The organism is Oribacterium sp. oral taxon 102, assembly GCF_013394775.1.
Lineage (GTDB): Bacteria > Bacillota > Clostridia > Lachnospirales > Lachnospiraceae > Oribacterium.
The window spans coordinates 1,524,658-1,547,876 of sequence record NZ_JABXYT010000001.1 but is presented as its reverse complement, the minus strand read 5'-3'; the positions used below and the strand labels follow the sequence as shown (position 1 = coordinate 1,547,876).

Here is a 23,219-nt window from a genome sequence, read left to right as displayed (position 1 = left end):
TGTATATGCTCTATGCCCTAAGGGAAGCCGTGATGCACTCTGCCAGCGTCTCCAGCGCCTCCTGATGGAAGGTAGCAGACTTAATGGTCAGACTCTCTCCGATCTGCTCCATATTCTTCAGGCTGTCCAGCGTTTCCTTCAGAAGCTTCCCGCTCTGCGGTGCCCAGGTGCCATTTTCCAGGATCGCATACTTCCTGTTCTGTACGGCCAGCGCCCGCATATCGGAGAGCAGATACTCCATCTTCGGGAAGAGTCCGTTGTTATAGGTCGTCGCCGCGAAGATGAGATGCGAGGCACGGAACATCTCTCCGATCATCACGGAGATATCCGTCTTCGAGACATCATAGACCTTGCTATTGCAGATGCCCTTCGAGCCCAGCAGCATCATGAGGGAATTGACGACGGACTCTGTATTGCCGTAGACGGAATTGTAGAAGACGGCGACGGCGCGCTCCTCCGCCTCATAGCGCGACCACTTGTCATAGAGAGAGAGGATGAACGGGATATCCTCCTCCCGCCAGATCGGGCCGTGCAGCGGGCAGATCATATGGATTTCCATATTTTTTGCCTTCTTCAGCACCGCCTGCGTCTGCAGCCCGTACTTGCCTACAATGTTGGCATAGTAGCGGCGCGCGTCGTCCACGAAATCCTTCGCTCTGTAATCCAGCTCCGAGGTGAAGAGATTGCCGTTATTGCAGCCGAAGACGCCGAAGGCATCCGCGGTGAAGAGAATACCTTCCGTCCTGTCATAGGTGAACATCACCTCCGGCCAGTGTACCATCGGCGCCATCACGAAGCTGAGAATACGCTTCCCGAGAGAAAGCTCCTCTCCCTCCTTCACGGTGATCCGCTGTGCCTCCGGAATCGCAAGGGAGAAGAACTGAGAGATCATCTGGAAGGTCTTCACATTTCCGACAAGCGTCACGCCCGGAAAGCGCCGGAAAATCTCCTCAATCAGTGCGCAGTGATCCGGCTCCATGTGATTCACGATCAGATAGTCCAGCTTCCTGCCTCCGAGAGCCGCATCTACATTGGCGAAAAACTGCGGCATCACTGTCGCGTCGCAGGTATCCAGCAGTGCGGTCTTCTCATCGCGGATCAGATAGGAATTATACGTCACCCCCCGATCCAGCGGGAAAAGGTTCTCAAACAGATGCAGTCTCCTGTCCTCGACGCCCACATAAACAATGTCCTCTGTTACATTTCTGATCGCAAACATTTCCTACTCCTAAGCATAAAAACATTAACAACGGTTCCGAGTCTGTATGACCCGGAACCGTCAGGAAACGCATATTCAGTCCTCAGATACTTCGAACTGATCCTTGCCTACGCCGCAGAGCGGACATACGAAATCCTCCGGTACGTCCTCCCATGCGGTTCCGGCCTCTATCCCCGCGTCAGCGTCGCCGAGCTCCGGGTCATAGATGTAACCGCAAACGGTACATACATATTTCTTCATGATTTATTCTCCTTTCTTATACAGAGCGGAGCCTCTTTCTTCCCTGCCTCTCCGATCTGTCCAGACTCTGCGATCATAATATCATGCTTTTATCTTTATGTCCATATTATTTTTTGAGAATTATTCTCATTTCTTGCGATTGAAGTTAATCAGGCATCCCGCCTTCACGATTTTCCTCTCATTCTCTGTCATATCCAGAATGTAGAGGTGAATCTCCTTCGCTTTCCCGTCCCGGATGACAAATGCCGGAATATCGGAGAGATCGCCGTCCAGAAATGCCCGAATCCCCGGAACATAGACATAAGCTCCGACCGAAAGCACGGACGGATCGTCCTTCAGATGGAATGGGAGCATCCCCCAGTTCATGCAGTTGCTGCGATACCGTTTCGTCGCATATTCCTTGACGATATTTGCCAATGCACCGAGCACTCTCTGACAGGATGCAGCCTGCTCTCTGGCGGAGCCGTCGCCGGGCTTGTTGGAGTAGATGCTGGAGCCGACCTCGATGTCTTCCATCCCGACCTTCTCCTGCCCCGGAATCGTCCGCACGATATCCAGTACAGCCAGAAGCTCTGCATCGGGCTTCCCCGCGAGACGGCTCTTCTCGAGCGCCGCGATCTCCTTTGCGCGCTTCACATAATCCGGATCTCTCCGGGAAAGCGTGAATTCCGCGAGGCCGAGGGGATTTGAGCGATAGGAGCTGGTCTCTCCGGACGGAATCAGCTCGTCTGTCGTCGTGACCTCATCCAGCAACTTGGAGCTGATCTTCAGGAGCACATTCTCTCCGAGTGCCTCCATCTCCGGCCAGTCCCTGATGTTCGGACCAAAGCGGAGATCCCTCTCCTCCTCTGCCCTCTGATAGCCCTGATATACTCTGGAGCGATATGCCCGGTCGTCATAATGGTATGCAGGGATATCTCCCCAGCAATCGAGCTCCTCCGCCGAGGTGATTCTGCCGCCGTTTGCCGCGGTCGCTGCGATGGAACGCGCATCCATCAGCGCCACGCCGGACATCTGTCCCTGCCCCGGCTTCGAGCCCTCGCGATTCGGGAAGTTTCTGGTCGTGTGACGGATCGAGAGTGTATTGTTCGCAGGAGTGTCTCCTGCACCGAAGCAGGGTCCGCAGAAGGCGGAACGGATAATCGCGCCGCTGTCCATGAGGTCTGCCAGCAGTCCCTTCCGGTCGAGATCGGTGTAAACCGGCTGCGAGGAGGGATAGACGGAGAGATAGAACTCGTCCTGTCCGATGCTCCTGCCCTTCAGCGCGTGCGCCGCCTCTACCACATTGGTGTAGCTGCCGCCCGCACATCCTGCGATGATGCCCTGCTGCACCTGCAGCCTGCCGTCCGCCGTGACCTTGTCGAGCAGTGTAAGCTGCGCTCTGCCGCCGGCGATCTCCTCCGCCGCCCTCTCCGTCTCACGGAGAATGTCCGTAAGGTTCGCGTAAAGCTCACCGATCTCATAGGCATTGGACGGATGGAACGGAAGCGCGATCATCGGCTTCACGCTGGAGAGATCCACATAGACACAGCCGTCATAGTACGCCACTGCCTCCGGATTCAGCGATCTGTATTCTTCTCCTCTTCCGTGGGTCTCGAGGAAGCGCCTCGTATCCTCGTCTGTCCGCCAGATTGAGCTCAGGCAGGTGGTCTCTGTCGTCATGACATCCACGCCGTTCCGGTAATCTGTCGTCATGGAGGAGATGCCCGGTCCCACGAATTCCATCACCTTATTCTTCACATAGCCATTCTTAAATACCGCGCGAATGATGGCAAGCGCGATATCCTGCGGTCCCACAAAGGGCGCGGGCCTTCCTGTCAGGTAAACCGCGATCACACCCGGGCAGCTTACATCATAGGTCTGCCGCAGGAGCTGCTTCACCAGCTCTCCGCCGCCCTCTCCGATCGCCATGGTCCCCAGCGCGCCGTAACGGGTATGGGAGTCCGAGCCGAGGATCATCTTCCCGACACCCGCGAAGCACTCCCGCATATACTGGTGAATGACGGCAATATGCGGCGGCACGTAGATTCCGCCGTACTTCTTCGCCGCGGAAAGCCCGAAGAGATGGTCGTCGTCATTGATCGTCCCGCCGACCGCACAGAGTGAATTGTGGCAGCAGGTCAGAACATAGGGCAGCGGGAATCGCTCCATCCCGGAGGCTCTCGCTGTCTGAATGATGCCGACATAGGTGATATCATGGGATGCCATCGCATCGAAGCGGAGCCTGAGCTTCTTCATATCCGAAGAGCTGTTATGTGCGGAAAGAATTCCATATGCCATCGTCCCCTTCTTCGCCTCTTCCCTGCTCACTTCCCTGCCACAGAGTGACACGAGCCTCCCTGTTTCCGCCGCCGGAACCAGCTCCGTCCCATTCACCAGATAGACGCCGTCGTCATAGAGCCTTACCATAATTTTTCCTCCTGAAAGCGATGAAATCTCACATCTTCAACTGTGTATATCATAGCAGGCTTTTATAAAGCAGGAAAATACTTATATATAAATCAGAATAATAGGCTTTATCCTATACAATTTTTCCTGCTAAAAGTGCCTTAAGTCTCTTGCCGAACAGGATTCGCTATGGTATAAAAAATAGTGAAATAAGATTTTATATAGCATTTCCGCTATATAACGCTTCGGGAAAGCAGATCCTTCCGATTGATACGACAATGGAAAATTTCAAATTCATGGAAATCATTTCTCTTGCAGTGAATTACGGATGGCTTGCCTGAACGATCAGCACTATATGGCACAGAAAGAAAGGAACCCGGATGACGGAAAAGGAGCTTCTCTATTTCAAGACGGTTGCCGACGAAAAAAGCATCTCCGCCGCAGCGAAGAAGCTTTTTATCGCCCAGCCCTCTCTGACGCAGTGCATTAAGCGGATCGAAAGCGCCTATGAAATGCCGCTGTTCACCCGTACCTCGCGGGGTCTGGTCCTCACCTACGCAGGAGAGCGCTATTATCTCATGGCGACGGAAATCCTGAAAATGTGTGAAACCTTCAATATGGAGATCAGCGACATCAACAAGCTGAAAACCGGGCAGCTGCGGCTTGGTGTGACTCGCTATCTGGGTTCATGGCTGCTTCCGAAGATCCTGCCGGAATACCAGAGGCGCTACCCGAACATTCATTTAAATATCAGTGAGGGCACCTCCGCCCAGCTGGAGGGAAGACTGCTTTCCGGCACACTTGATTTCGCTCTGATGCATGCACCGGCACCGGAAAAAACAAATTCCTCGCTGAATTATGACTTCTTCGGGCTGGATCCCTTCCTGATCGTCGCGCCCGCAGATTCCGGGCTTTCAGCGTTCGCTGTCCCGTCTTCCGCCTCCGGGGCTCCCCTCCGGGAGCTGGATCCGAAGCATCTGCGAGGACAGAAATTCGTAATGGTGTCGAAGGGACAGCGAAGCCGTGAAATCTGTGACAGTCTGCTCCAAAGCGCAGGCATCCTCGAGCCGGATATCATCGTGAGCTTCAGCAACCTGAATACTGCGCACCGTTGCGTCGCTGCCGGCCTCGGCGTCACGATACTCCCGAAGTACTATCTGGAGATCAGCGCCGTCATACCGACGCCGCTCTACTTCTCTATCCCGAGGCAGTATCACGCGAACTGGAACCTCTGCATCACGACCATGAAGGACAGCTATATGACGCTGGCGAGCCGCTACTTCATCGAGCTCCTGAAAAACTGTATGGAGAGCGTGGAAGCTGTATAAGCTTACGCGGCGCTGCACAGGAGCTTATACACTAAAAGTACCCCGGATTTTCCGGGCTCCACTTCCCCTCCTCCCGGTATTTCTTCACTCTCCGCTGGTAGCTCCGGAGCGCGACACCCGCATACTCTGCGCACTCCTTCGTCGAATGCAGCTCCTGATAGCGGCAGAGCTCGCCGATGCTTCGGAGGCACCCTCTCTTCCTGCGCGGACCGGCATTTCGCTTCAGAAGGTCGGCAAGCACCGTAATCCGGAGAATGCAGCTCCCGTCTTTCTGCCTCTCCGCCAGCGCATAGCGTGTGCCATGCCTCTCCGTCAGCGCATTCAGCTTCTGAAATTCCACCTTCAGGTTTTCATAATCCGAGGAGGAGGCAGTGCAGAGCACCGCCTCCTCTGTAAAATGCCGTCCGACTCCCAGCTCCGTCCATTCCCGCAGCATTACCTCATCCCCAGACGAATCAGCCCGATGACCTTCCCGAGCACACGGCAGTCCGGAACGAGGATCGGATCCATGCTGTCATTCTCCGGCTGGAGACGGATGTGATCCGCTTCCTTATAGAAACGCTTCACCGTCGCGCTGTCCTCGACCAGTGCGACCACGATCTCCCCGTTCTCACAGGTCTCCTGCTGCTCTACGATGACGCGGTCTCCGTTCAGTATCCCGCAGTTGATCATCGAGTCTCCCTTCACGTTGAGCATGAAGACCTTCTTGTTCGGGAGCATATATGCCGGAAGCGGAAAATAATCGGAGACATTCTCCTCCGCAAAAAGCGGCAGCCCGGCGGCGACCGTCCCGATCACAGGGATCTGCGCAACCTCCTGCTCCATCTGTGCCTGAAACTCCTTCGTCATAATCTGGAGCGCTCTCGGGTGTGCGGGATCCTTGCGGATCAGCCCCATCTTTTCCAGATCATTGATGTAGCCGAATACGCTGGAGGTCGACTTAAGTCCCACCGCCTTGCAGATGTCTCTGACGGAGGGCGGATAATTCCGCTCCAGAACGCAGGACTTGATATACTCGAATACCGCCTCCTGCTTCGGAGTCATATTATTCGCATCCGGATTCTTCTTACGTCTGCCCATCCTCAATCTCCTTTATGCGCACACCTGTTTGAATTTGTGTTCAGTATAGCACAGGTGCCGTATTGATGCAAGCAAAAAAGAACATTTGTCCGTAAATAGAGACAGGCGCGCAGCGAAACGGCTGTTCCTGCCTCCTTAAAGCGTGTCAAGATTCAGAATCTTCTTCCCGTCGGACCAGATTCGCTCCAGATCATAGAAGAAACGCTGCTCCTTATCGAAAATGTGGATGATGATATCATTGTAGTCGAGGAGGAGCCAGCCGGAGCCGGCCCCTCCCTCCCTCCGGCGGATGGCGAAGCCCTTCGCCGCCATAGCATCCTCTACCGCGTCCGAAATCGCCGCTACCTGCCGGAGATTGTCCGCGGAAACGATCACGAAATAGTCTGCGAGGACGGAGATCTCTGATATATCGATGACACTGAGATCCTCCCCCTTCTTTTCCGTAAGCACCGCCGCTGCTGTTCTCACCATGTCCTTAGAAACGCTCATCTTTTTCTCCTTCCTCCGCTGCCGTCCCTTCCAGCAGCGCTCTGTAATAGTGATAGCTTGCAAGGGAATCCGTGCATGGCTCCGCTCCGCTTTCCCGTATATACTCCACCGTGTCCCGCAGAATCTCATAGACCGCGCGGTTCAGATCCACGAAGGCGAGACGGCGAAGCTCCGGCAGTCTCGCCGCTCTCCACCTGCGCGCCTCGATATAATCTGCCGTAAAGACGATCTTCTCCAGAAGCCCCATCTCCGGCCGCCCGAGGGTATGACTGCGGATCGCGGAGAGGATCTCCTCATCGGTAATTCCGAAAAGCTCCCGCGCATAGCAGGGGCCGTAAATCGAATGGAGAACCTGCGGATTCTCCCTCAGCTCCGGACTGAGAGAAATGCCGGCACGCCGGCATTCCCGCAGCAGCTCCTCCTTCCCGAAGTGCTTCGCACAGTCGTGGCAGAGTCCTGCAATCTCTGCCTTTTCAATATCAAAGCCATAGCGCATTGCGAGAGCGATACTGCAGAAACTCACGCTCAGGGAATGCTCGTAACGCTCCGGCTTCAGCAGTTCCTTAAGCTTCCTCCGCATGGAAAGGATGGGAGCGAGCTCCGGCTTTTTTCCTTCTGTACTTTGTTTTTCGAAATCCATTCTCTCCTCCGCTTCGTTCATTGATAAAGCCGATGCGACAGAATATAAGCATAGACTTCCGGCGGAAGCCATTTCGATGCATCTCTCCCCTCCCGGATCATGCGCCGGATCTCCGTGCTGGAGATCTCCTGCTCTGAAAAGGGGAGAAGCGTGATCTCCATTCGGTATTTCCGAAAAAGGTATGCTGCCTGTTCCCCGAGGTTTCTTCTTTGCCCCGGCAGCTCCCGCGCTGCCACGGCAAAACGGCATAGCGTGGAGAGCGTCTCCGGATTATGCCAGCGCGGAAAAGCATAGAGCTGATCCGAGCCGATCAGGAAATAGAAGTCCGCCTCCGGCACGCGTTCTCTCAGGAGACGGAGCGTATCTGCCGTATAGCTCTTTCCCTGCCGCTCCAGCTCGATCCGTTCTACCCGGTAGCCCCTTCGTCCCCGAATCGCAAGCTCTGCCATCTCCGCCCGCGTCTCTGCATTCGTGATCCCGCTGTGCTTGTCCATGTAGGGCGTCCCTGCGGGCAGGAGCCAGAGCTCATCGAGGGAGAGCGTACGGAAGGCACAGTCCGCCAGCGCGAGGTGCGCCCTGTGGATCGGATCGAAGGTTCCGCCCAGAAGCCCGATCTTTCGCCCTCTCATGGATAGCTCCCCCTCTCAATCAGACCTCGTACTTTCGATCCTTCGGATCCTTCGCCGGCTTGTACAGCACGATCTTCCTGCCGATCACCTGCACGAGCTCGGAGACAGAACGCTCCGCCAGCGTATAGGCGATTTCCTTCGGATCCTCCTCGCAGTTCTTCAGCACATTGATTTTCATGAGCTCATGCTTCGAGATATACTCCGCGACCGCCGTGATGAATTCCGTTGTCAGGGAATTCTTCCCGATGGAGAGCATCGGTTCCAGATTCATCGCCGCGCCCTTCAATACGGCGCGCTGCTTACTGCTCTTGATGTAGCTTTTCATGCATTCTTCTCCTCTTTCTCCGCTCTTCTCTTCCAGAACTCCGTATCCACATAGTCCGTGGCATTTCCGCCGTCATATTCCTCGGTATCGAGATACTCGAACTCGTGCCCATAAATGCGGATCGTATCACCCTCCTGCATTCCCATCTTCTTCAGCGTCTTAATGACACCCTGCTTCACCATGAACTCTTGGAAGAAGCGGAAGCCCTGTTCCGCCTCCAGATTGGTGTAGCCGAGCATCTTCTCGATCTTCGGCCCCTCCACGGTAAACAGCCCCTTCTCAGGGTTCGCATATTCGATCGGCAGCATCTCAACATTCCCGACCAGACTCAGGTCGAATTCACTCTCATAGACCGTCGCGTCGCTGCCTGCCTCCTGCAGCATTTTCCAAGCTTCCTCCAGCAGCTCCGGAAGCCCCGTATTGGTTGCGGCGGAAATCGGGATCACCCGTATTCCCTGCGGCTCATACTTCTCCTTCAGCCGCGTCACTGCGCTGCCGGTTCCCTGCTCATCGATCAGCAGATCCGTTTTGTTCGCAGCAATGAGGAGCGGCCGCTTCCGGATTTCCGGATCGTACTTTTCGAGCTCTCGGTCTATGGTTTCGATATCCGTGAGCGGATCTCTGCCCTCAATGCCCGCTGCGTCCACGACATGGATCAGTACCTTGCAGCGCTCGATATGGCGCAGGAACTGGTAGCCCAGCCCGATGCCCTCGGATGCACCCTCAATGAGCCCCGGAATATCCGCCATGACGAAGCTCCGGTCTCCGGAAAGGCTCACCACGCCGAGGTGCGGTGTCAACGTCGTGAAATGATAGTTCGCGATCTCCGGACGGGCATTGGAGCACATACTGAGGAGTGTGGATTTGCCGACATTCGGGAAGCCCAGCAGTCCGACATCGGCAATGACGCGAAGCTCAAGACGCACCCAGAGCTCTCGGGATTCCTGTCCCGGCTGCGCGAACTTCGGTGCCTGCATGGACGGTGTTGCAAAGTGCATATTGCCGAGTCCGCCCCGACCGCCGTGAAGCAGGGTCAGCCGCCGGTTTCCGCCGCTCATATCCGCGATAATCTTCCCGGTTTCATCGTCCTTGATGAGAGTGCCTGCCGGAACGCGGATAATCAGATCCTGCCCATTTTTTCCGTGCATTCTCCTGCCGCCGCCCTCCTCGCCGGGCGTCGCGACATAACGGTTCCTGTGACGGAAGTTCTCGAGGGTATTCAGCCCCTCATCCACCTCGAAGATCACGTCTCCTCCCCTTCCGCCGTCTCCGCCGTCCGGTCCGCCTGCCGGCACATAGAGCTCTCTCCGGAAGGATACGTGTCCGTTTCCGCCCTTTCCGCTCTTGATAAATATTCTGGCTACATCTGCAAACATTGTTTTCTCCCTTTCCAATATCCGAAAACGTCCCCGCGGATGGCTTTCCATCTGCTGCCATGCCTGTTCATGATGATAGGACCGTCCGGGCAGGCTGCCTGCAATTCACGAGCCTGCCCGAATCGTTACATAGTGACAAATGCCCCTCATGCCTTCGGCATGAGGGGCTTAGCTTTTTCTTACTCTGCTGCTCTCGGGAGCACAGAAACCTGCTTTCTGTCTCTGCCGAGGCGACCGAAATGAACGACGCCGTCCACCTTCGCAAAGAGTGTGAAATCATTGCCGAGGCCTACGTTCAGTCCCGGATGAATTCTGGTTCCGTTCTGCTTGTACAGAATATTTCCCGCCTTGACGAACTGTCCGTCCGCTCTCTTGGCGCCAAGTCGCTTCGACTCCGAATCTCTACCGTTTTTGGTAGAGCCCATACCCTTATGATGAGCCATGTCGAATTTCCTCCATTCTCTCTAAGAAATTATCAACCGATGGAATCAATCTTTACTTCCGTAAAGAGCTGCCTGTGACCGTTCTTTTTGTGATAGCCGGACTTTCTCTTGTAGCGGTATACGATGACCTTCTTCGCCTTACCGTTCTTCGTCACGGTAGCGGAAACCTTCGCGCCTTCCACAACCGGCGTGCCGATCTTCATGGCTCCGTCATTCAGAACCAGAACCTGATCAAAGGTAACCTTATCACCTTCTGCTACATCAAGCTTCTCAACCCTAATGACATCACCTTCGCTGACCTTGTACTGCTTACCACCTGTAAGAATCACTGCGTACATTACGAGGGTACCTCCTATTATCATTACTCGCTAGCTTTGGTGAACCCCGATTGGTCTCTTAAACCTCGCTAAGCGGCATACTATGTAATAATATATGAGTTTCCCTGCCCTGTCAAGCGCTTTCTCTGTCCTGCAAGCCCTGCAAGCTTCATGAAAGAAATCATCATAAGAAAAAGCCACAGCGGAAAAGAAGAGGCGTCTCCTGTCTCCGGAAGTCCGGGTACGGGAGGGGATCGGTCTGCCATCTCCTCCGATATCACAGACAGCTCCTTTCGGCTTCTTTAGTCCAGCAGACTCCTGTAATAGGGGTAATTCGCTGTGACGGTATCAACAGATACATTATTCCTGTCCGCATTTTCATGCACCGCAAGCATCCTGCCGTCCTGCGTCCACTGCAGAAACAGCACGACATGACTGTCCGTCCCGGTACGGATGACGAGATCTCCCGGACGAAGCTCCGAACGCCGGATCTGTTTTCCCAGCTCAACGAGTTCTCCGGTTCCGCCCACCCCTCCGAGATCCATGCCCAGCGCCGACCAATAGATCCACTGCACCCAGCCGGAGCAGTCCAATCCCCGAAGTATCCTGCCTCTTTCATCCGATTCCGAAACAATGCTTCCGAAGTTATTTCCCGCATAATCCGCATGCTCTGCCTTGCCTCCCCAGTAGTAGGGAACCCTCCCGACCGAATCGAGCGCATAGCGGCAAAGCGCCCTCCGCTCCGCACTGATATCCTGCGGAAGCCCGGACAGATAGGCAGAGATTTCCTCCGCTCCGAGCGGATAGTGTGGGTCAAGCGACGAGATGCTGAGCCCATAGCTCCGGTACCAATCTGCGGAAAGCAGTCGCTCTGCCGCAGCAAGATTTTCTTCCGTCCAGCCCTTCCAAGGGGCTCCCTCCTCCGGTGTGTTCCAGTCCTCCGCGGAGGAGAGGGCAAGCGCACGGAGTCCCTTTCTCTCGCCTGCACCGCAGACGGACACGGAAACATTCAGATCTATATGACCGGGGCAGTAGCTTTTGCTCCCGGCACACTCTTCGGACGCGGCACCTGCCGAAGCAGATTCTGCGTGCTCCGTTTCCGCGGCGTTTGCCGAAGAAGATTCCGTATCCTCCGCTTCTGCAGCGGCAGCCTCCACAGCTTTCTCCGAAATCTCCGCGTCCTCTGCGGCAGGATGTGCTTCCCTGCCCTCCGGCACTGTCTCCGCATCGCTCTCTGCTGCCGTTCCTTCGCCCTCTGCCTCCGCCGTCTCCACAGGTGTGAAATGCAGCGGTCGTCTTCCATCCTCTCCGGGCGCTCCATAGCGAACGTAATAGCGTGCGCCGTTCATGCTTATGATTTCCGCCGGCTCTTCGCCCGCTGTATTCGTGCCCGCCGTCGTTTCTTCGGATACGGCAGCAGTGAAATCACCAATCCCCTCTGTCGGATCCTGCTTTCCGCTTTCCGGAGGAAGCACCGCTGTCTCCTCCGCTACGGGGCGGTGCATGCAGCCCTCATCAAAATAGACGCTGCCGATGCTGACCTTGTAGGAACGTGACTTCCGGTATAGCTCCTCGCAGATCGCCTCGAAGCACTCTGCATCACGATAATCATGGTAATAACAGTAAACATTTGCCATCGCCATGATTGCCTTCACATTTGAAAAATCCCGAATCTGTTCGCCATCTGCATTGTAAAAGCGAAAATTCACATTTTGAAAATCCGGAACATACCAGCTTGCAGGATCCTCTTTATCCTGAGAATCGTCCTCGGGATTGTATTTTGCGAGCACGCGGGCAGGCTTGATTCCGAGCCGCTCCGCCATCTCCCGCGGCGTATCGCCCGCGAAATCATAGAGTTTCGCGATATACCGGCTGTCCTCTCGCATCAGCCTCGCGTAGACATGCCCTGCATAGGAATGCAGAGCATCGCTCCGATCCGCATCCTCCGGGTAGAGGACGGCGAGATTCAGCTGATCCGCGGCGGGACGATACGCCGTCTCCTCGTCCGCTGACAATATGCCATGCGTCTCTGTTTCCGCAGCTTCCGTTATCTCCGCAATTTCGGAGGGAGAAGCCTTTTCCTCTGCCTGCATACGCTGCAGCCGTGCATGACGCGAAAGAAGGAGAGAGCCGCAAAGGACAGCGAAAAGCAACAAGACAAGAAGCGCAGTCCTTTGGCGCCATTTTCTAATGACGGAGCTTTCGCAGCAGCGCCGTAAAGTATTCCGGATATTCCGAATCAAATTCAACATATTCCCCTGTCCTTGGATGCCGGAATCCAAGTGTTTTCGCGTGGAGACACTGTCCCTCCAGACGGAAGGGCTGCTTCCGTTGGCCATAGACCTCATCCCCCAGAAGAGGATGCCCGATGCTGGCCATATGAACCCGTATCTGGTGCGTCCTCCCGGTTTCCAGCCGGCATTCCACCAGCGTGTAAGCTCCGAAGCGTTCCAGCACCGTATAGTGCGTGACCGCCTCTCTCCCCCGCTCGGGATCGATCGCCTGCCTCTTCCGCTCCGTCCTGTGCCGCCCGATCGGCTTGTCGATCGTCCCGCTGTCCTCACGGAGATTGCCGCAGACAATGGCGGCATAGCGCCGGGTAATGGAATGTACCCGAAGCTGCTCCGACAGGCTCCGGTGCGCCTCGTCATTCTTGCAGATTACCAGAAGCCCCGTCGTATCCTTGTCGATCCGGTGTACGATGCCCGGACGCGCCACCCCGTTGATAGAGGAGAGCGTATCGCCGCAGTGATGCAGGATCGCATTGACCAGCGTTCCGCTGCCGTGTCCCGCCGCCGGATGGACGACCATGCCCTTCGGCTTGTTGACAATCAGCACATCCTCATCCTCATAGACGATAGAAAGAGGGATATCCTCCGGCAAAAGCTCCGGCTTCTCCGGCTCCGGGACAGTTATGTCGAGCTTCATCCCGGCCCTTAGCTTCGTTCCGGCCTTCGTTCGTTTCCCATCAAGGAGCACACGATTCTCCTCGATCAGCCGTCCGGCATAGCTCCGGCTGATCCCGAGCGCCGCCTGCTCCGAGAGAAAACGATCCAGCCGCTGTCCCGCCTCCCGCTCTGTGAGCGAATAGTGCGCCTGCATCAGCGCTTCCTCCGCAAAAAGGTGAAATCCTCATCCCTGTAATAGAAAAGGAACAGCAGCACCATCAGGAAGCAGCCGACAGTCACATAGATATCCGCCACATTGAAAATCGGAAAATCAATCAGCTTGAAATAGATAAAATCCACGACATAGTGCTGCGACACACGATCGACAAAATTGCCGATCGCGCCGGAAAACACCAAAAGACAAACCAGAAAAAGCGGAAAATATCGTTTCCGCATCGGAATACGGAAAATAAGATACAGCAGCAGTGCAGCGACAAATATGGTGATAATGTAAAATATCCATTGCTGTCCGCGCAAAATGCCGAAGGCAGCGCCGCGGTTCTCGAGATAGAGCAGCGTGAGCACCCGGGGCAGCAGGACGATTTCTCTGCCGCCCCCAAGCTCCCGTACTGCGAGCTGCTTCGTTCCTGCGTCCAATGCGATCAGCATAGCGCTCAGCAGCAGAAACGCTGTAGTGAAATATGCTCTGTTCTTCATTTCCTTTCAATCCTCCATCAGCGCCCGAAGGGCGCGCTCCAGCTTTTCTGCCGGAACAGCACGCTCGATATATGCCTCTCCCAGTCTTCGCAGCAGGATGAAGCGCACCTGTCCGCCGTCCATTTTTTTGTCCTTCTTCGCCGCACGGAGGATAGACGCGATATCCATCGGCACGAGTCTCGTCGAGAGTCCGACACCCGAGAAGAGACGGTACAGCTCGGAAAGCTCCTTCTCCGAGAGCGCCGGCGCAATGGAGAGCGAAGCGAGACAGCCGTATGCCACGCATTGCCCGTGCGTACAGCTGAAGCCCGAGCAGCTCTCGATCGCATGCCCCAGCGTATGCCCGAAATTCAGGAGCTGTCTTTCCCCCTGCTCTCTCGGATCCCGCTCGACGATCTCCCGCTTGATCTGATTGCTTCGGTATACGGTTTCCTCCAGCACCTCTCCCTCCCGGCGTGTAAGTGCCTCGATATGTGCCAGCAGATAGTCGAAATATGTATGGCTTCGGATCAGCGCGTGCTTTATGACCTCGCCCATGCCGGAGGCAAACTGCCGCCGGTCGAGCGTAGAAAGCGTCGAGACGGCGGAATACACAAGGGAGGGCATATGAAAGGCGCCCACCATGTTTTTGTACTCCCGGAAGTCTACACCGGTCTTACCGCCGATAGAGGAATCAACCTGCGCGAGCAGCGTCGTCGGAAACTGGAGGAAACGGACACCACGCATATAGCTTGCCGCAGCAAAGCCGGTCATATCCCCGACCACGCCGCCGCCGAGCGCAAGGAAGAAGTCCCTCCGGTCGAAGCCCGCCTCGACCGCTTTTTCATAGATCCTTTCAACAGAGCGGGTGTTTTTGTATTCCTCTCCGGCGGGAAGGATCAGATACTCCACGAGAGCGAAATGTGCTGCGAGGCGCGCCAAAAGCTCCTCGAGATAGAGCGGAGCAACATTCTCATCCGTAACGAGCAGCGCCTTCCTGCCCTCTGTCCCCAGCTCTCCGAGACGGTCTCCGAGTCGTGTGAAGTCCCTCTCGATATAGATCGTATAAGCAGAGTTTCCCTCGTAATTTACGTCCAGCCTTCTCGGCATCCGAACCTCCCCCCTCCCGCCGCTTTTACGGGACAGCCTGTTTCCATGCAGATCACATATAAAAAGAAAAGGACATATCCGGATCGGATATGCCCTCTGAAAATCCATTCATCACATACGGATGTTCAAACCGCCGACATTGCCCACCGCAGGCTCGGTGCCGCCAGCCAGAATGTTCTGAAAGTCGCCGGACAGCTCCACATTCTCCGGGGTGGCAATGAAGATATAGTTGGATATCTTCTGCAGATTTCCGTCTATCGCGTAAGCTGCGCCGCAGGTGAAGTCAATGATCCGCTGTGCGATCTCGGAATGAAGTCCCTCCATATTCAGAACCACTGCCTTCCCATTTAGAAGGTAATCGCAGATATCCCTCGAGTCGTCCATCGAGCTCGGCTTGATCATCGTCACTTCCATGCCACTCTTCCTTTGCTGATTCTGTGCCGCTCCTCTGGACTTCCCGAAAAGACGTGGCTTAGGCTCCTCCTCATACTCATCCTGATTCTGGGCTTTTCTAAAGAGACTCGGACGCTGCGGCTCCTCCTCTTCATATCCGTCGTCAAAGCCGTAATCGTCGTCCAGATCATAATCGTCTTCCTGATCCAGCCTCATGCTCTTCATGAAATTGTTGATAAAACTCATATTTATTCTCCCACCCCAACCTTTGCAAAGGTATATACAAACATTTTAACCAAAAATGAGAACTTGTCAAGCCGCAGAGAAAAACTTCTGCCCCTCTGCCGCATTTTCGGCATGGGGCTTACTGGTAAATCAGCTCCCCCTCCTCTACCATCGAGGCGTTCAGGACGATATGGTCATAGACCGAGATGCCGTAGTCCGTATTCGGCTCGACGATCATATAGGTTTCATTCTGCTCCATTGGGATCACCTGCCGGAAGATGCAGTAGCCCTTGTTGATATTGTAGACACCCTGCAGTGGCTTCGTCGGACCAACGCTGTAGCTCTGGCTGCCGCTGTCCTTCCGCAGCACGTCTCCGGTCTTGAGGCTGCTCGTGTTCTCTGGATTCGCCGGAATATTCAGGTAGCAGAACTGCTCGTCGATCCGGTAGATTTCCGTCTCGACAAATTCGGAGACGGCGTTCCCGTCCCGAAGTGTCTGCCGGAGGAAGCCAGCTGCCCCGTCCTGTATGCGCAGGAAATCCTTCGGTATGACATAGAACTCCTTTTCCGTTACCGCGCTCAGCGGGATCTTGAGCCCGCTCCGATCGCTTGTTACGATCTCGAAGTCGAGATACCGCGCCGAAGCGTAGCGCTCCATGAAGCTGTGCAGCAAAAGCCGCCCATAGAGCTGTCTGTCCTTCCCGGTAAAGAGCCGAAGCTCCGCCTCCGTCGTCTCCCCGCTGTTCAGAAAATGGATTTTCAGCCGCTTCACGTCCTGATACTTCGCCCGATCCTCCTCGGAAAGCGGAAAGACGAGACTCCATTCCGGACTCGTGATCAGTTTATAGACAGGGGTTCCGCCCTCGACCAGACTGCCCGGACGGGTCGTCCGCTTCTGGTAGCTCTCATTATGAAAGAGCCCCGCCTCGATCTGCTCTTCTCCGAGCGTCTCGTAGCCGTCCACCGTATAGGACAGGACCCCTGCCTCCGGGGAACGAACCTGCCGGTAGCTGATATTCATCTGCGAGAGCGCCGTCTCGAGCTTTCCCGCGTCTCCCATCCCGCTGTATTCCATCACGGAGGTATCCAGCTCCGACTTCAGATTATAGAGCTCGGAGAAGCTCCTGTCACGAAAATGCCGGGAGAAGGCGCTGAGCTGATAGCGGAGGGCGCTGAGCTCCTCCTTCCCGAACTCCTGCGTGAGCTCCGGATGCTCCGTGAGATACTTCTCGAGTGCGCCCGTCTCATCGATGGTATAGACACTGGAATTTGCTGCGACACGCCTGCCCTCCTGAATATAAAAATGAATATACCCGGAGCTCTCGGCATTTACCGCCTTTTCCTCCCGGAGCACGATGCCCGTATAGCTCTTCTGCCGCACGAGGCTGCCCTCTACGACCTCATAGAAGCGGATCTGCTCCCTCGTGAAGTAGGAATGCACACTAAAAACAATGTAGAGAAAGATAATCAAAAAGATTATCATCCCTACATTGATTGAAAACGGTTTTCTCTTTTTCGCAGAATTTTGTTTCTTAGCTGCCATCAAAGTCAAAGTGCAATCACTACATCCTTCTTCACGCTTTCAGGAAGCTCGTCCGCATCCATGGAAACGCTCAGCACAAAGGTCACCTTATACTTCTCGGAAAGCGCCTCCAGCGTCTTGATACAGTCGGAGATATCCTTTCCCTCCAGTCCCGCCAGCTTCAGGAAGCTGTCCAGAAACATATATTCCAGATCATGGTCCTGTGAAATAATGCCGCTGATGAAGCCCACGAACGCTGCCTCGGAGTCCACCGGAAATTCATTGACATTGATCAGCCGGATCCTGTTGTTCAGCTCGTACATATGCTGTGCGGACTTGTCCAGATAATCCACGCTGCCGTTCGCTTCCTTTATCGCATTATTGGCCTTATCGAGAAGCTGTCTCGTCTTACCGCTGCCCCTCTTGCCTACGATCAACTGTACCATAGATTAGTACCTCCTAATATGTAGTGACTAAAGTATAAAACATCCTACACATATTTTCAAGGAATTTTAGAGAGGAGTTCAGTCATATCGCTGTACAGCCGATCCTTCGAATCCGCCTTCATTACGACCGCAATATACCGTCTTTCCGTACTTTCCCGCACCGCCGACTGGGTCAGACAATAGCCCGCCTTCTTCGTCGTGCCGGTCTTCCCGCCCAGTATGCGAAGCCCTGCCGGCGTCTCCGCCTCTCCGTTCAGATAACGATTCGAATTCTCCCAATGCTGACTCTTCGCAGCACCGTTTCTGTCCTTGTAGTTCACGGTGTATTCCCTTGTCCCGACGATCTCCCGGAACGCCTCATGCTTCATTGCAGCAGAGAGAATCAGGTAGATGTCGTAGGGCGTCGTGAAATGCGCATCATCCGGCAGTCCGTGCGGGTTCACGAAATGCGTTCCGGTGCAGCCCAGCTCCAATGCCTTCCGGTTCATCTCTCCCACAAATGCGGCGACACTGCCGCTCGTTGCCTCCGCCACCGCAACGGCGGCATCGTTTCCGGACGGGAGCAGCATCCCGTAAAGCAGATCCCGGACACGCAGCGTCTCCCCGGGCCAGAGAAATGCCGTCGAGCTCCCTGCCTCCGAGATCGCAGAGCTCCCGGTCAAGGTGAAGCTGCTGTTCAGGTCTATCCCACTGTCCAGACAGACCAGCGCCGTCATGATCTTCGTGATGCTCGCCGGGTAGGTTCTGACATAGGGATTCGCATAGGCGACCGCATCCGGCGCTGCCTCTCCGTCATCCGAAACCAGCAGATACGCCGCTGCGTTTTTCACATTGTCCGTATTGAAGTCGGTGTCGCCGGGCAGCGCCAGCGCATAGGAAAACGGCAGCGCATGCACCGAGGCGCCGCTTTCGGAGGCGACCGAGCTCATCCGTGCAAGACTATCCTCCAGACGGTACGCCTTCTCCAGCGGCTTCCCGCAGGCAGACAGGAGAAGAAACGAAAAAAGAGCCGGAAGGAGAATGCCGGCTTTTCCGGATAACGGAGTATATTTATGCAATCAGATATTCCTCCACTCGAGATCCCCTCTCTCCAGCGCGTGGATCAGAAGCTCTGCGGTTGCGAGGTTCGTGCCGATCGGGATATTGTAGATATCGCAGAGGCGCACCACGGAGTTCACCTCCGGCTCCTCCTCCTTCGGATGCTGCGGGTCGCGGAGAAAGATCACCATGTCCAGATTGCCCTGCTCGATCTGGGAGGCAAGCTGCCTTGAGCCGCCGGTCTGTCCCGGGAGGAACTTGTGAATCTTCAAATTCGTCACTTCCTCTACGAGTATCCCCGTCGTTCCGGTCGCATAGAGCTCATGCTTACTTAAAATCCCTCTATAGGCAATGCAGAAATTCTGCATCAGCTTCTTCTTCGAATCATGTGCAATCAAACCAACATTCATCCACGTTCCTCCCTTTGCAGCGCAATATTCAACACAACACCGAAACCGGCATAAACCGAGAGCAGCGAACTCACACCTCTCGAAAAAAACGGGAGTGTAATTCCGGTATTGGGGAACAGACCTGTCGCCACTGCGATATTGATATAGGTCTGAAACCCGATCCATGCCGCCATGCCGACGGCAATCAGTCTTCCGCTCAGATTTTTCGCTCTTGCTGCTATTATAAGACATTCTATGATAATCAACAAGAATATTATAATAATAAATGCCGCCCCGCGAAAGCCCAGCTCCTCTCCGATAACCGCGAAAATGAAGTCGTTGTCCTGCTCCACAAGAAAATTTCCGTTTTTTACAGAATAAATCGAAGTATTGAAGAGCCCCTTCCCCGAAAACATCCCGGAGGCGATCGCCATAATGGAATTCCTCTGCTGATAGAAGCTCTGCTGGTTCTCCGACGGATTCAGAAAGGTCAGGATCCGCTCCGCCTGATAGCCGCGGAGGAACGGGATCCGGTCATAGAGCCCTGCCCGGAAAAGGACAATGAAGCCGACTGCGAACGGGATGACAGCTGCGACCGCACCGAGAATCCAGCGAAAGCTGATCGGACTCGCGAAGACAATCGCCGCCACGATCACCGTCACGATGATCGTCGTCGAGAGATTTGGCTGCAGCAGGATCAGCACCGCCGGAATCAGATAATACAGAAGTGCAAGCCCCACCACATGAGGAAGGTTAATCTCCTCCTTCATCCTGTGAAAGTAATTCGCATAGAACAGGATCAGCGCAAGCTTCACGAACTCTGTCGGCTGTACCTGCCCCACGATCGGCAGCGTAATCCAGCGCACCGCGCCGTGCGAGGCGGTGCCATAGACCTTCACGCCCAGCAGCAGGAGAATACTCAGGAGGTAGAGCAGCCCGGACTGCCGGCAGAGCCGCCGGTAATCATAGAGCGACGCGGCAAGGCAGATCGCAAGTCCCGCAAACGACCCCATAAGCTGCCGGAGTACCTGCGGATCCCGAAAGCTATGTGCGAAGGTCGCCGAGGCGATGACAAATATCCCGATTCCGTTCAGAAGCAGGATATAAAGGAGCAGGCGACAGTCATATTTTCTGAAATTGTAATCGATAAATCTGCTCATCAGTCACTCACATTCACAGCGGTAATATAGGACGCGTCCTGATGCAGGATCGTATCCAGGCTGGTCTTGCCGAAGCAATAATCGTAGACGTGGTTCGCAAGCGTCGCGGCATTTCCGGAGGAATAGCCGTAGCGGATCGTCACCGTCACGCTGATCTCCGGATCCTCATAGGGTGCGTAGGAAACGAAGAGCGCATGGTTTCCGCGATCCTCTCTCTCCTGCGCCGTTCCGGTCTTTCCCGCGATAGGGATGTCCTGCCCGCGGAAGACATTCTTCGCGACACCCTCGGTGACAATCTTCCGAAGCCCCGTGTGAACCGCGTTCCAGGTCACCGGGCTGAAGGAGAGCTCCGCGTCCACCTTCGGCGCGACGGTCTCCACCACCTCGCCTTCCGCATCGCAGATCCGATCCACAATCGAAAGGTCGTAGAGCGTGCCGTTGTTCGCCATCGCGGTAATGTATTTCGAGAGCTGTACGCAGTTGTAGGCATGATTGCCCTGTCCCATCGCGGAGCGCTCCGGATCAATATCGGAAATGCGCGGCTCCGCCTCATCCAGCTCGACACCGCTCTTCTCCGAGAGCCCGAAGAGCTTCGCATACTTCTGGATCTTCTGCAATCCATCCTCCTGATTGTAGTCTCCCGCGTCATTTGTAGAGAGACGGTGCCCCAGCGCCGCGAAGAAATAGTTGCAGGAGTTCTTCAGTCCGTCCACGATATTCTCCGGCCCATGCGCCGAGGGGAAGACCCAGCAGCGAATATTCGGCACGACCTCCTCGTAGCGTCCGGTACAGTCGATGATGGTATCCAGCGTAACGGCACCCTCCTCCAGCGCCGCCACGGTGGTGATCGGCTTGAAGGAGGAGCCCGGCGCAAGCTGTGTCTGCGTCGCAGTATTCAGAAGCGGCAGAGACAGATCCTCGTTGTAGCGGCGAAGCGTCTCCGCGTCGTTAATCTTATTATTGTCGAAGCCCGGGTAGGTCACAAGGGCGCGGATCTTTCCGCTGTGTACATCGGTTACGACCACAGAGCCATTGCAGGGATCCAGCGCAAGCTGCGCCGGCGTGAGCTGGATCTTCCGCACCTTATCCACGAAATGCGTGAAGGCAAAATGGGCGTCCCCCTGTGCGAGCTGCCCGTAGGCCTCGGAATCCGGCTCCAGCACGCCCTGCTCGTAGCACGCCATCAGAAGGAGATTCCCGGATAGGGATCTGTCCTGTATCGCGTACTTATACAGCAGCTTATCGAAGGCCTCCTCCTCCGAGAGGAAGCGGAGAATGCTCTCGATGAAGAGCCGAAAGATACTGCCCGTATCGGAATACTCCTCCGAGAGCCCAAGCTTCGAGGTATCGATCCAGCCCTCCTCGATTCCGCTCACGATGAAATCGTGCATGGAAATGCTGTCATCCCGCCAGCGCTGATAGGAATCAGACTGCCGGAAGCGCGGATCGGAACTGTCGATGATGCCGGCCTCCCGGCTTGTCAGATACTCGTAGACATGAACGATATACGCCTGCATGTCCATCGGGAGCTCCGAGAGCGTCCCTCCGTTTTCACCGGAAAGCTGCGTCTCCAGCATGGAGAACGCCCGCGTCCGGTAATCGGTAAAGATCCCCTGAATCCGCTTCTCCGCACTGCCGGCATCCTCCGCCGTAAAATGCGCGCGGTTCAGGATATTGTTGTTGATCAGCTGAAAATAGGCATCCCTAATCGGGATCATAATCTGGGACTGCTTGATCTCCCCGTTGTTGAAATCCTCGTTTTCCGTCAGCTTAGACACCAGAATCCCTGCAAATTCCTGCTCCAGAAGATGATAGATGGCGATCTGGTCGTTGGCAGAAATCGTCGTATAAATGTCCTTCCCCGCCTTTGCCTCCGTATTGGAAAGCTCCTGTAATACAGAGCCGACCGAGTTCAGGTACATCTCTCTCTCGCCCTTCTGCCCCTTCAGCACCGTCTCCTCGCTTTTTTCGAGTCCCCAGACGCCGACGATATCGCTCTGTGTATAGCTCGGATCGAGCTTTTGCAGCTCTGCGAGCTGATTCTTCTGTACCTGTCCGGTATAACCGACGATATGAGAGAGATACGGTGCATAGTTATAGCGACGGACCGAGACATCCTCGATGTCGACCCCCTGCAGATCTCCCTTGGACTCCAGTACCTCCGCCATGCACTCCTCCGAAACATTCTTCACGATCGTGGTGGTTTGATAGCGCTGGTACGCTGTCAGCCGCAGGGTATAGAGAATGTGGATCATAAGGAGCGCCGTGTCGTCCGGGATCACGACCGCATTGCCATCCTGATCCCGCACCGCATCGAAGCGGTAGCGGCCCTTCGAATACTCGAAGAGCTCCTGTGCGCTCTTCGAGTATTCCGCCTCCTTCAGCTGCTCCTCCTTCTTCCCATGGACACTCGCGATGAAGCGCCGCCGCTCCGCGTCGCTTCCAGTCGTATAGAAGAAGCTCCCATCCGCGTTTCTTGCGAGCTTATACTGCGACTCTACGGTATATCCGTACTTCTCGATAATCTGCGCGAGGCGGAGCAGCATGGTATTTCGCCGATTGATGCCATCCGGAGAGGTATCATAGGCTTCTGTATCCGCGATCGTGATATTGTACTGGAGCTGATTAAAGGCAAGCAGCTTTCCGTCCCGGTCATAAATATTTCCGCGGGTCCCGACCGTCGTCTCCGTATGCAATGTCTGCTGCTCATAGCGTTCCAGATATTCCTGTCCCTCAAAAAGCTGAAGCCGGACGAGATGCACGAGCAGCAGCAGAAAAAGAGCGGAGAATGCCGCTCCCAGCGCGAAGAGACGGGAGCTTACGATATGCCCTCCCACTTCCCTGATAAAGTCCCGAAGCTCTTTCCACATATTTCCTT

24 protein-coding genes are annotated in these 23,219 nt (G+C 55.2%); 1 reads left to right on the top strand and 23 read right to left on the bottom strand.

Annotation, left to right across the window (positions count from 1 at the left end):
• Positions 1-10 precede the first annotated feature (10 nt).
• The 3 genes from HW273_RS07050 to HW273_RS07040 all read right to left on the bottom strand — a co-directional run bounded on the left by HW273_RS07050 (position 11) and on the right by HW273_RS07040 (position 3,868).
• The gene (locus HW273_RS07050) at positions 11-1,219 is read right to left on the bottom strand and encodes an FprA family A-type flavoprotein (protein WP_179011104.1); all 1,209 of its coding nucleotides are present in this window, start codon (positions 1,217-1,219) and stop codon (positions 11-13) included.
• Positions 1,220-1,294: 75 nt separating this feature from the next.
• Positions 1,295-1,459: a rubredoxin gene (rd, locus tag HW273_RS07045; RefSeq protein WP_179011103.1), complete on the bottom strand. Its 165-nt coding sequence runs from the start codon at positions 1,457-1,459 to the stop codon at positions 1,295-1,297.
• A 126-nt stretch (positions 1,460-1,585) separates the two neighbouring features.
• Positions 1,586-3,868, bottom strand: coding sequence for a hydratase (locus HW273_RS07040; protein ID WP_179011102.1), 2,283 nt, complete (start codon positions 3,866-3,868; stop codon positions 1,586-1,588).
• A 359-nt stretch (positions 3,869-4,227) separates the two neighbouring features.
• Between HW273_RS07040 and HW273_RS07035 the strand changes: the two genes are divergently transcribed.
• Positions 4,228-5,175 (top strand): LysR family transcriptional regulator, encoded by a 948-nt coding sequence (locus tag HW273_RS07035; protein WP_179011101.1) that lies wholly within the window; start codon positions 4,228-4,230, stop codon positions 5,173-5,175.
• 31 nt (positions 5,176-5,206) lie between these two features.
• Here HW273_RS07035 and HW273_RS07030 read toward each other — a convergent pair whose 3' ends face one another.
• From HW273_RS07030 to HW273_RS06935, 20 genes are all read right to left on the bottom strand, one after another.
• On the bottom strand, positions 5,207-5,611 hold the full coding sequence (locus tag HW273_RS07030; RefSeq protein WP_179011100.1) for a hypothetical protein: 405 nt from the start codon (positions 5,609-5,611) through the stop codon (positions 5,207-5,209).
• Complete coding sequence (gene lexA / locus HW273_RS07025) at positions 5,611-6,255, bottom strand: transcriptional repressor LexA (RefSeq protein ID WP_179011099.1); 645 nt, start codon at positions 6,253-6,255, stop codon at positions 5,611-5,613. Before lexA ends, HW273_RS07030 begins: the two co-directional genes overlap by 1 nt.
• A gap of 135 nt (positions 6,256-6,390) precedes the next feature.
• Positions 6,391-6,744: a ribosome silencing factor gene (gene rsfS / locus HW273_RS07020; RefSeq protein WP_179011098.1), complete on the bottom strand. Its 354-nt coding sequence runs from the start codon at positions 6,742-6,744 to the stop codon at positions 6,391-6,393.
• Positions 6,731-7,384, bottom strand: coding sequence for a bis(5'-nucleosyl)-tetraphosphatase (symmetrical) YqeK (gene yqeK, locus HW273_RS07015; protein ID WP_179011097.1), 654 nt, complete (start codon positions 7,382-7,384; stop codon positions 6,731-6,733). The genes rsfS and yqeK overlap by 14 nt, the downstream gene beginning before the upstream one ends.
• Before the next feature lie 17 nt (positions 7,385-7,401).
• Complete coding sequence (gene nadD, locus HW273_RS07010; protein WP_179011096.1) at positions 7,402-8,013, bottom strand: nicotinate-nucleotide adenylyltransferase; 612 nt, start codon at positions 8,011-8,013, stop codon at positions 7,402-7,404.
• Positions 8,014-8,032: 19 nt separating this feature from the next.
• Positions 8,033-8,338, bottom strand: coding sequence for a ribosome assembly RNA-binding protein YhbY (gene yhbY, locus HW273_RS07005; protein WP_179011095.1), 306 nt, complete (start codon positions 8,336-8,338; stop codon positions 8,033-8,035).
• The gene (gene obgE, locus HW273_RS07000) at positions 8,335-9,714 is read right to left on the bottom strand and encodes a GTPase ObgE (RefSeq protein WP_179011094.1); all 1,380 of its coding nucleotides are present in this window, start codon (positions 9,712-9,714) and stop codon (positions 8,335-8,337) included. The genes yhbY and obgE overlap by 4 nt, the downstream gene beginning before the upstream one ends.
• A 179-nt stretch (positions 9,715-9,893) precedes the next feature.
• Positions 9,894-10,157, bottom strand: a complete 264-nt coding sequence (gene rpmA, locus HW273_RS06995) for a 50S ribosomal protein L27 (RefSeq protein ID WP_179011093.1) — start codon at positions 10,155-10,157, stop codon at positions 9,894-9,896.
• 32 nt (positions 10,158-10,189) lie between these two features.
• Positions 10,190-10,495, bottom strand: a complete 306-nt coding sequence (gene rplU, locus HW273_RS06990; RefSeq protein WP_179011092.1) for a 50S ribosomal protein L21 — start codon at positions 10,493-10,495, stop codon at positions 10,190-10,192.
• A gap of 281 nt (positions 10,496-10,776) precedes the next feature.
• Positions 10,777-12,567: a C40 family peptidase gene (locus tag HW273_RS06985; protein ID WP_179011091.1), complete on the bottom strand. Its 1,791-nt coding sequence runs from the start codon at positions 12,565-12,567 to the stop codon at positions 10,777-10,779.
• Positions 12,568-12,661: 94 nt separating this feature from the next.
• Positions 12,662-13,576 carry an RluA family pseudouridine synthase gene (locus tag HW273_RS06980; protein ID WP_179011090.1) on the bottom strand — a complete coding sequence of 305 codons (915 nt, stop codon included), beginning with the start codon at positions 13,574-13,576 and terminating at the stop codon, positions 12,662-12,664.
• Positions 13,576-14,079: a signal peptidase II gene (gene lspA, locus HW273_RS06975; protein WP_179011089.1), complete on the bottom strand. Its 504-nt coding sequence runs from the start codon at positions 14,077-14,079 to the stop codon at positions 13,576-13,578. Before lspA ends, HW273_RS06980 begins: the two co-directional genes overlap by 1 nt.
• Before the next feature lie 6 nt (positions 14,080-14,085).
• Positions 14,086-15,168, bottom strand: a complete 1,083-nt coding sequence (gene aroB, locus HW273_RS06970; protein ID WP_179011088.1) for a 3-dehydroquinate synthase — start codon at positions 15,166-15,168, stop codon at positions 14,086-14,088.
• 111 nt (positions 15,169-15,279) lie between these two features.
• Complete coding sequence (locus tag HW273_RS06965) at positions 15,280-15,807, bottom strand: cell division protein SepF (protein ID WP_179011087.1); 528 nt, start codon at positions 15,805-15,807, stop codon at positions 15,280-15,282.
• 118 nt (positions 15,808-15,925) lie between these two features.
• Positions 15,926-17,329 (bottom strand): HlyD family efflux transporter periplasmic adaptor subunit, encoded by a 1,404-nt coding sequence (locus HW273_RS06960; protein WP_179012482.1) that lies wholly within the window; start codon positions 17,327-17,329, stop codon positions 15,926-15,928.
• Between the two features lie 5 nt (positions 17,330-17,334).
• The gene (locus HW273_RS06955; protein ID WP_179011086.1) at positions 17,335-17,754 is read right to left on the bottom strand and encodes a twitching motility protein PilT; all 420 of its coding nucleotides are present in this window, start codon (positions 17,752-17,754) and stop codon (positions 17,335-17,337) included.
• Between the two features lie 56 nt (positions 17,755-17,810).
• A complete protein-coding gene (locus tag HW273_RS06950; RefSeq protein ID WP_179011085.1) occupies positions 17,811-18,812 on the bottom strand; it encodes a D-alanyl-D-alanine carboxypeptidase family protein in 1,002 nt (333 codons plus the stop codon).
• Complete coding sequence (locus HW273_RS06945; RefSeq protein WP_179011084.1) at positions 18,813-19,202, bottom strand: methylglyoxal synthase; 390 nt, start codon at positions 19,200-19,202, stop codon at positions 18,813-18,815.
• Positions 19,199-20,341 (bottom strand): FtsW/RodA/SpoVE family cell cycle protein, encoded by a 1,143-nt coding sequence (locus HW273_RS06940; RefSeq protein WP_179011083.1) that lies wholly within the window; start codon positions 20,339-20,341, stop codon positions 19,199-19,201. The genes HW273_RS06945 and HW273_RS06940 overlap by 4 nt, the downstream gene beginning before the upstream one ends.
• Entirely contained in the window at positions 20,341-23,211 is a 2,871-nt protein-coding gene (locus tag HW273_RS06935; protein ID WP_179011082.1) for a penicillin-binding transpeptidase domain-containing protein, read from the bottom strand. Before HW273_RS06935 ends, HW273_RS06940 begins: the two co-directional genes overlap by 1 nt.
• Positions 23,212-23,219 lie beyond the last annotated feature (8 nt).

What these genes read in the sequence shown, in the direction of transcription:
- lspA (WP_179011089.1), bottom strand. Translation starts at nt 14,079, where the DNA reads ATGAAGAACAGAGCATATTTCACTACAGCGTTTCTGCTGCTGAGCGCT.
- HW273_RS06935 (WP_179011082.1), bottom strand. Translation starts at nt 23,211, where the DNA reads ATGTGGAAAGAGCTTCGGGACTTTATCAGGGAAGTGGGAGGGCATATC.
- HW273_RS06965 (WP_179011087.1), bottom strand. Translation starts at nt 15,807, where the DNA reads ATGAGTTTTATCAACAATTTCATGAAGAGCATGAGGCTGGATCAGGAA.
- HW273_RS07050 (WP_179011104.1), bottom strand. Translation starts at nt 1,219, where the DNA reads ATGTTTGCGATCAGAAATGTAACAGAGGACATTGTTTATGTGGGCGTC.
- rsfS (WP_179011098.1), bottom strand. Translation starts at nt 6,744, where the DNA reads ATGAGCGTTTCTAAGGACATGGTGAGAACAGCAGCGGCGGTGCTTACG.
- rplU (WP_179011092.1), bottom strand. Translation starts at nt 10,495, where the DNA reads ATGTACGCAGTGATTCTTACAGGTGGTAAGCAGTACAAGGTCAGCGAA.
- nadD (WP_179011096.1), bottom strand. Translation starts at nt 8,013, where the DNA reads ATGAGAGGGCGAAAGATCGGGCTTCTGGGCGGAACCTTCGATCCGATC.
- yqeK (WP_179011097.1), bottom strand. Translation starts at nt 7,384, where the DNA reads ATGGATTTCGAAAAACAAAGTACAGAAGGAAAAAAGCCGGAGCTCGCT.
- rd (WP_179011103.1), bottom strand. Translation starts at nt 1,459, where the DNA reads ATGAAGAAATATGTATGTACCGTTTGCGGTTACATCTATGACCCGGAG.
- HW273_RS07040 (WP_179011102.1), bottom strand. Translation starts at nt 3,868, where the DNA reads ATGGTAAGGCTCTATGACGACGGCGTCTATCTGGTGAATGGGACGGAG.
- HW273_RS06985 (WP_179011091.1), bottom strand. Translation starts at nt 12,567, where the DNA reads ATGCAGGCAGAGGAAAAGGCTTCTCCCTCCGAAATTGCGGAGATAACG.
- obgE (WP_179011094.1), bottom strand. Translation starts at nt 9,714, where the DNA reads ATGTTTGCAGATGTAGCCAGAATATTTATCAAGAGCGGAAAGGGCGGA.
- yhbY (WP_179011095.1), bottom strand. Translation starts at nt 8,338, where the DNA reads ATGAAAAGCTACATCAAGAGCAGTAAGCAGCGCGCCGTATTGAAGGGC.
- HW273_RS06960 (WP_179012482.1), bottom strand. Translation starts at nt 17,329, where the DNA reads ATGGCAGCTAAGAAACAAAATTCTGCGAAAAAGAGAAAACCGTTTTCA.
- rpmA (WP_179011093.1), bottom strand. Translation starts at nt 10,157, where the DNA reads ATGGCTCATCATAAGGGTATGGGCTCTACCAAAAACGGTAGAGATTCG.
- HW273_RS06980 (WP_179011090.1), bottom strand. Translation starts at nt 13,576, where the DNA reads ATGCAGGCGCACTATTCGCTCACAGAGCGGGAGGCGGGACAGCGGCTG.
- lexA (WP_179011099.1), bottom strand. Translation starts at nt 6,255, where the DNA reads ATGGGCAGACGTAAGAAGAATCCGGATGCGAATAATATGACTCCGAAG.
- HW273_RS07035 (WP_179011101.1), top strand. Translation starts at nt 4,228, where the DNA reads ATGACGGAAAAGGAGCTTCTCTATTTCAAGACGGTTGCCGACGAAAAA.
- HW273_RS06945 (WP_179011084.1), bottom strand. Translation starts at nt 19,202, where the DNA reads ATGAATGTTGGTTTGATTGCACATGATTCGAAGAAGAAGCTGATGCAG.
- HW273_RS07030 (WP_179011100.1), bottom strand. Translation starts at nt 5,611, where the DNA reads ATGCTGCGGGAATGGACGGAGCTGGGAGTCGGACGGCATTTTACAGAG.
- HW273_RS06955 (WP_179011086.1), bottom strand. Translation starts at nt 17,754, where the DNA reads ATGGTACAGTTGATCGTAGGCAAGAGGGGCAGCGGTAAGACGAGACAG.
- aroB (WP_179011088.1), bottom strand. Translation starts at nt 15,168, where the DNA reads ATGCCGAGAAGGCTGGACGTAAATTACGAGGGAAACTCTGCTTATACG.
- HW273_RS06940 (WP_179011083.1), bottom strand. Translation starts at nt 20,341, where the DNA reads ATGAGCAGATTTATCGATTACAATTTCAGAAAATATGACTGTCGCCTG.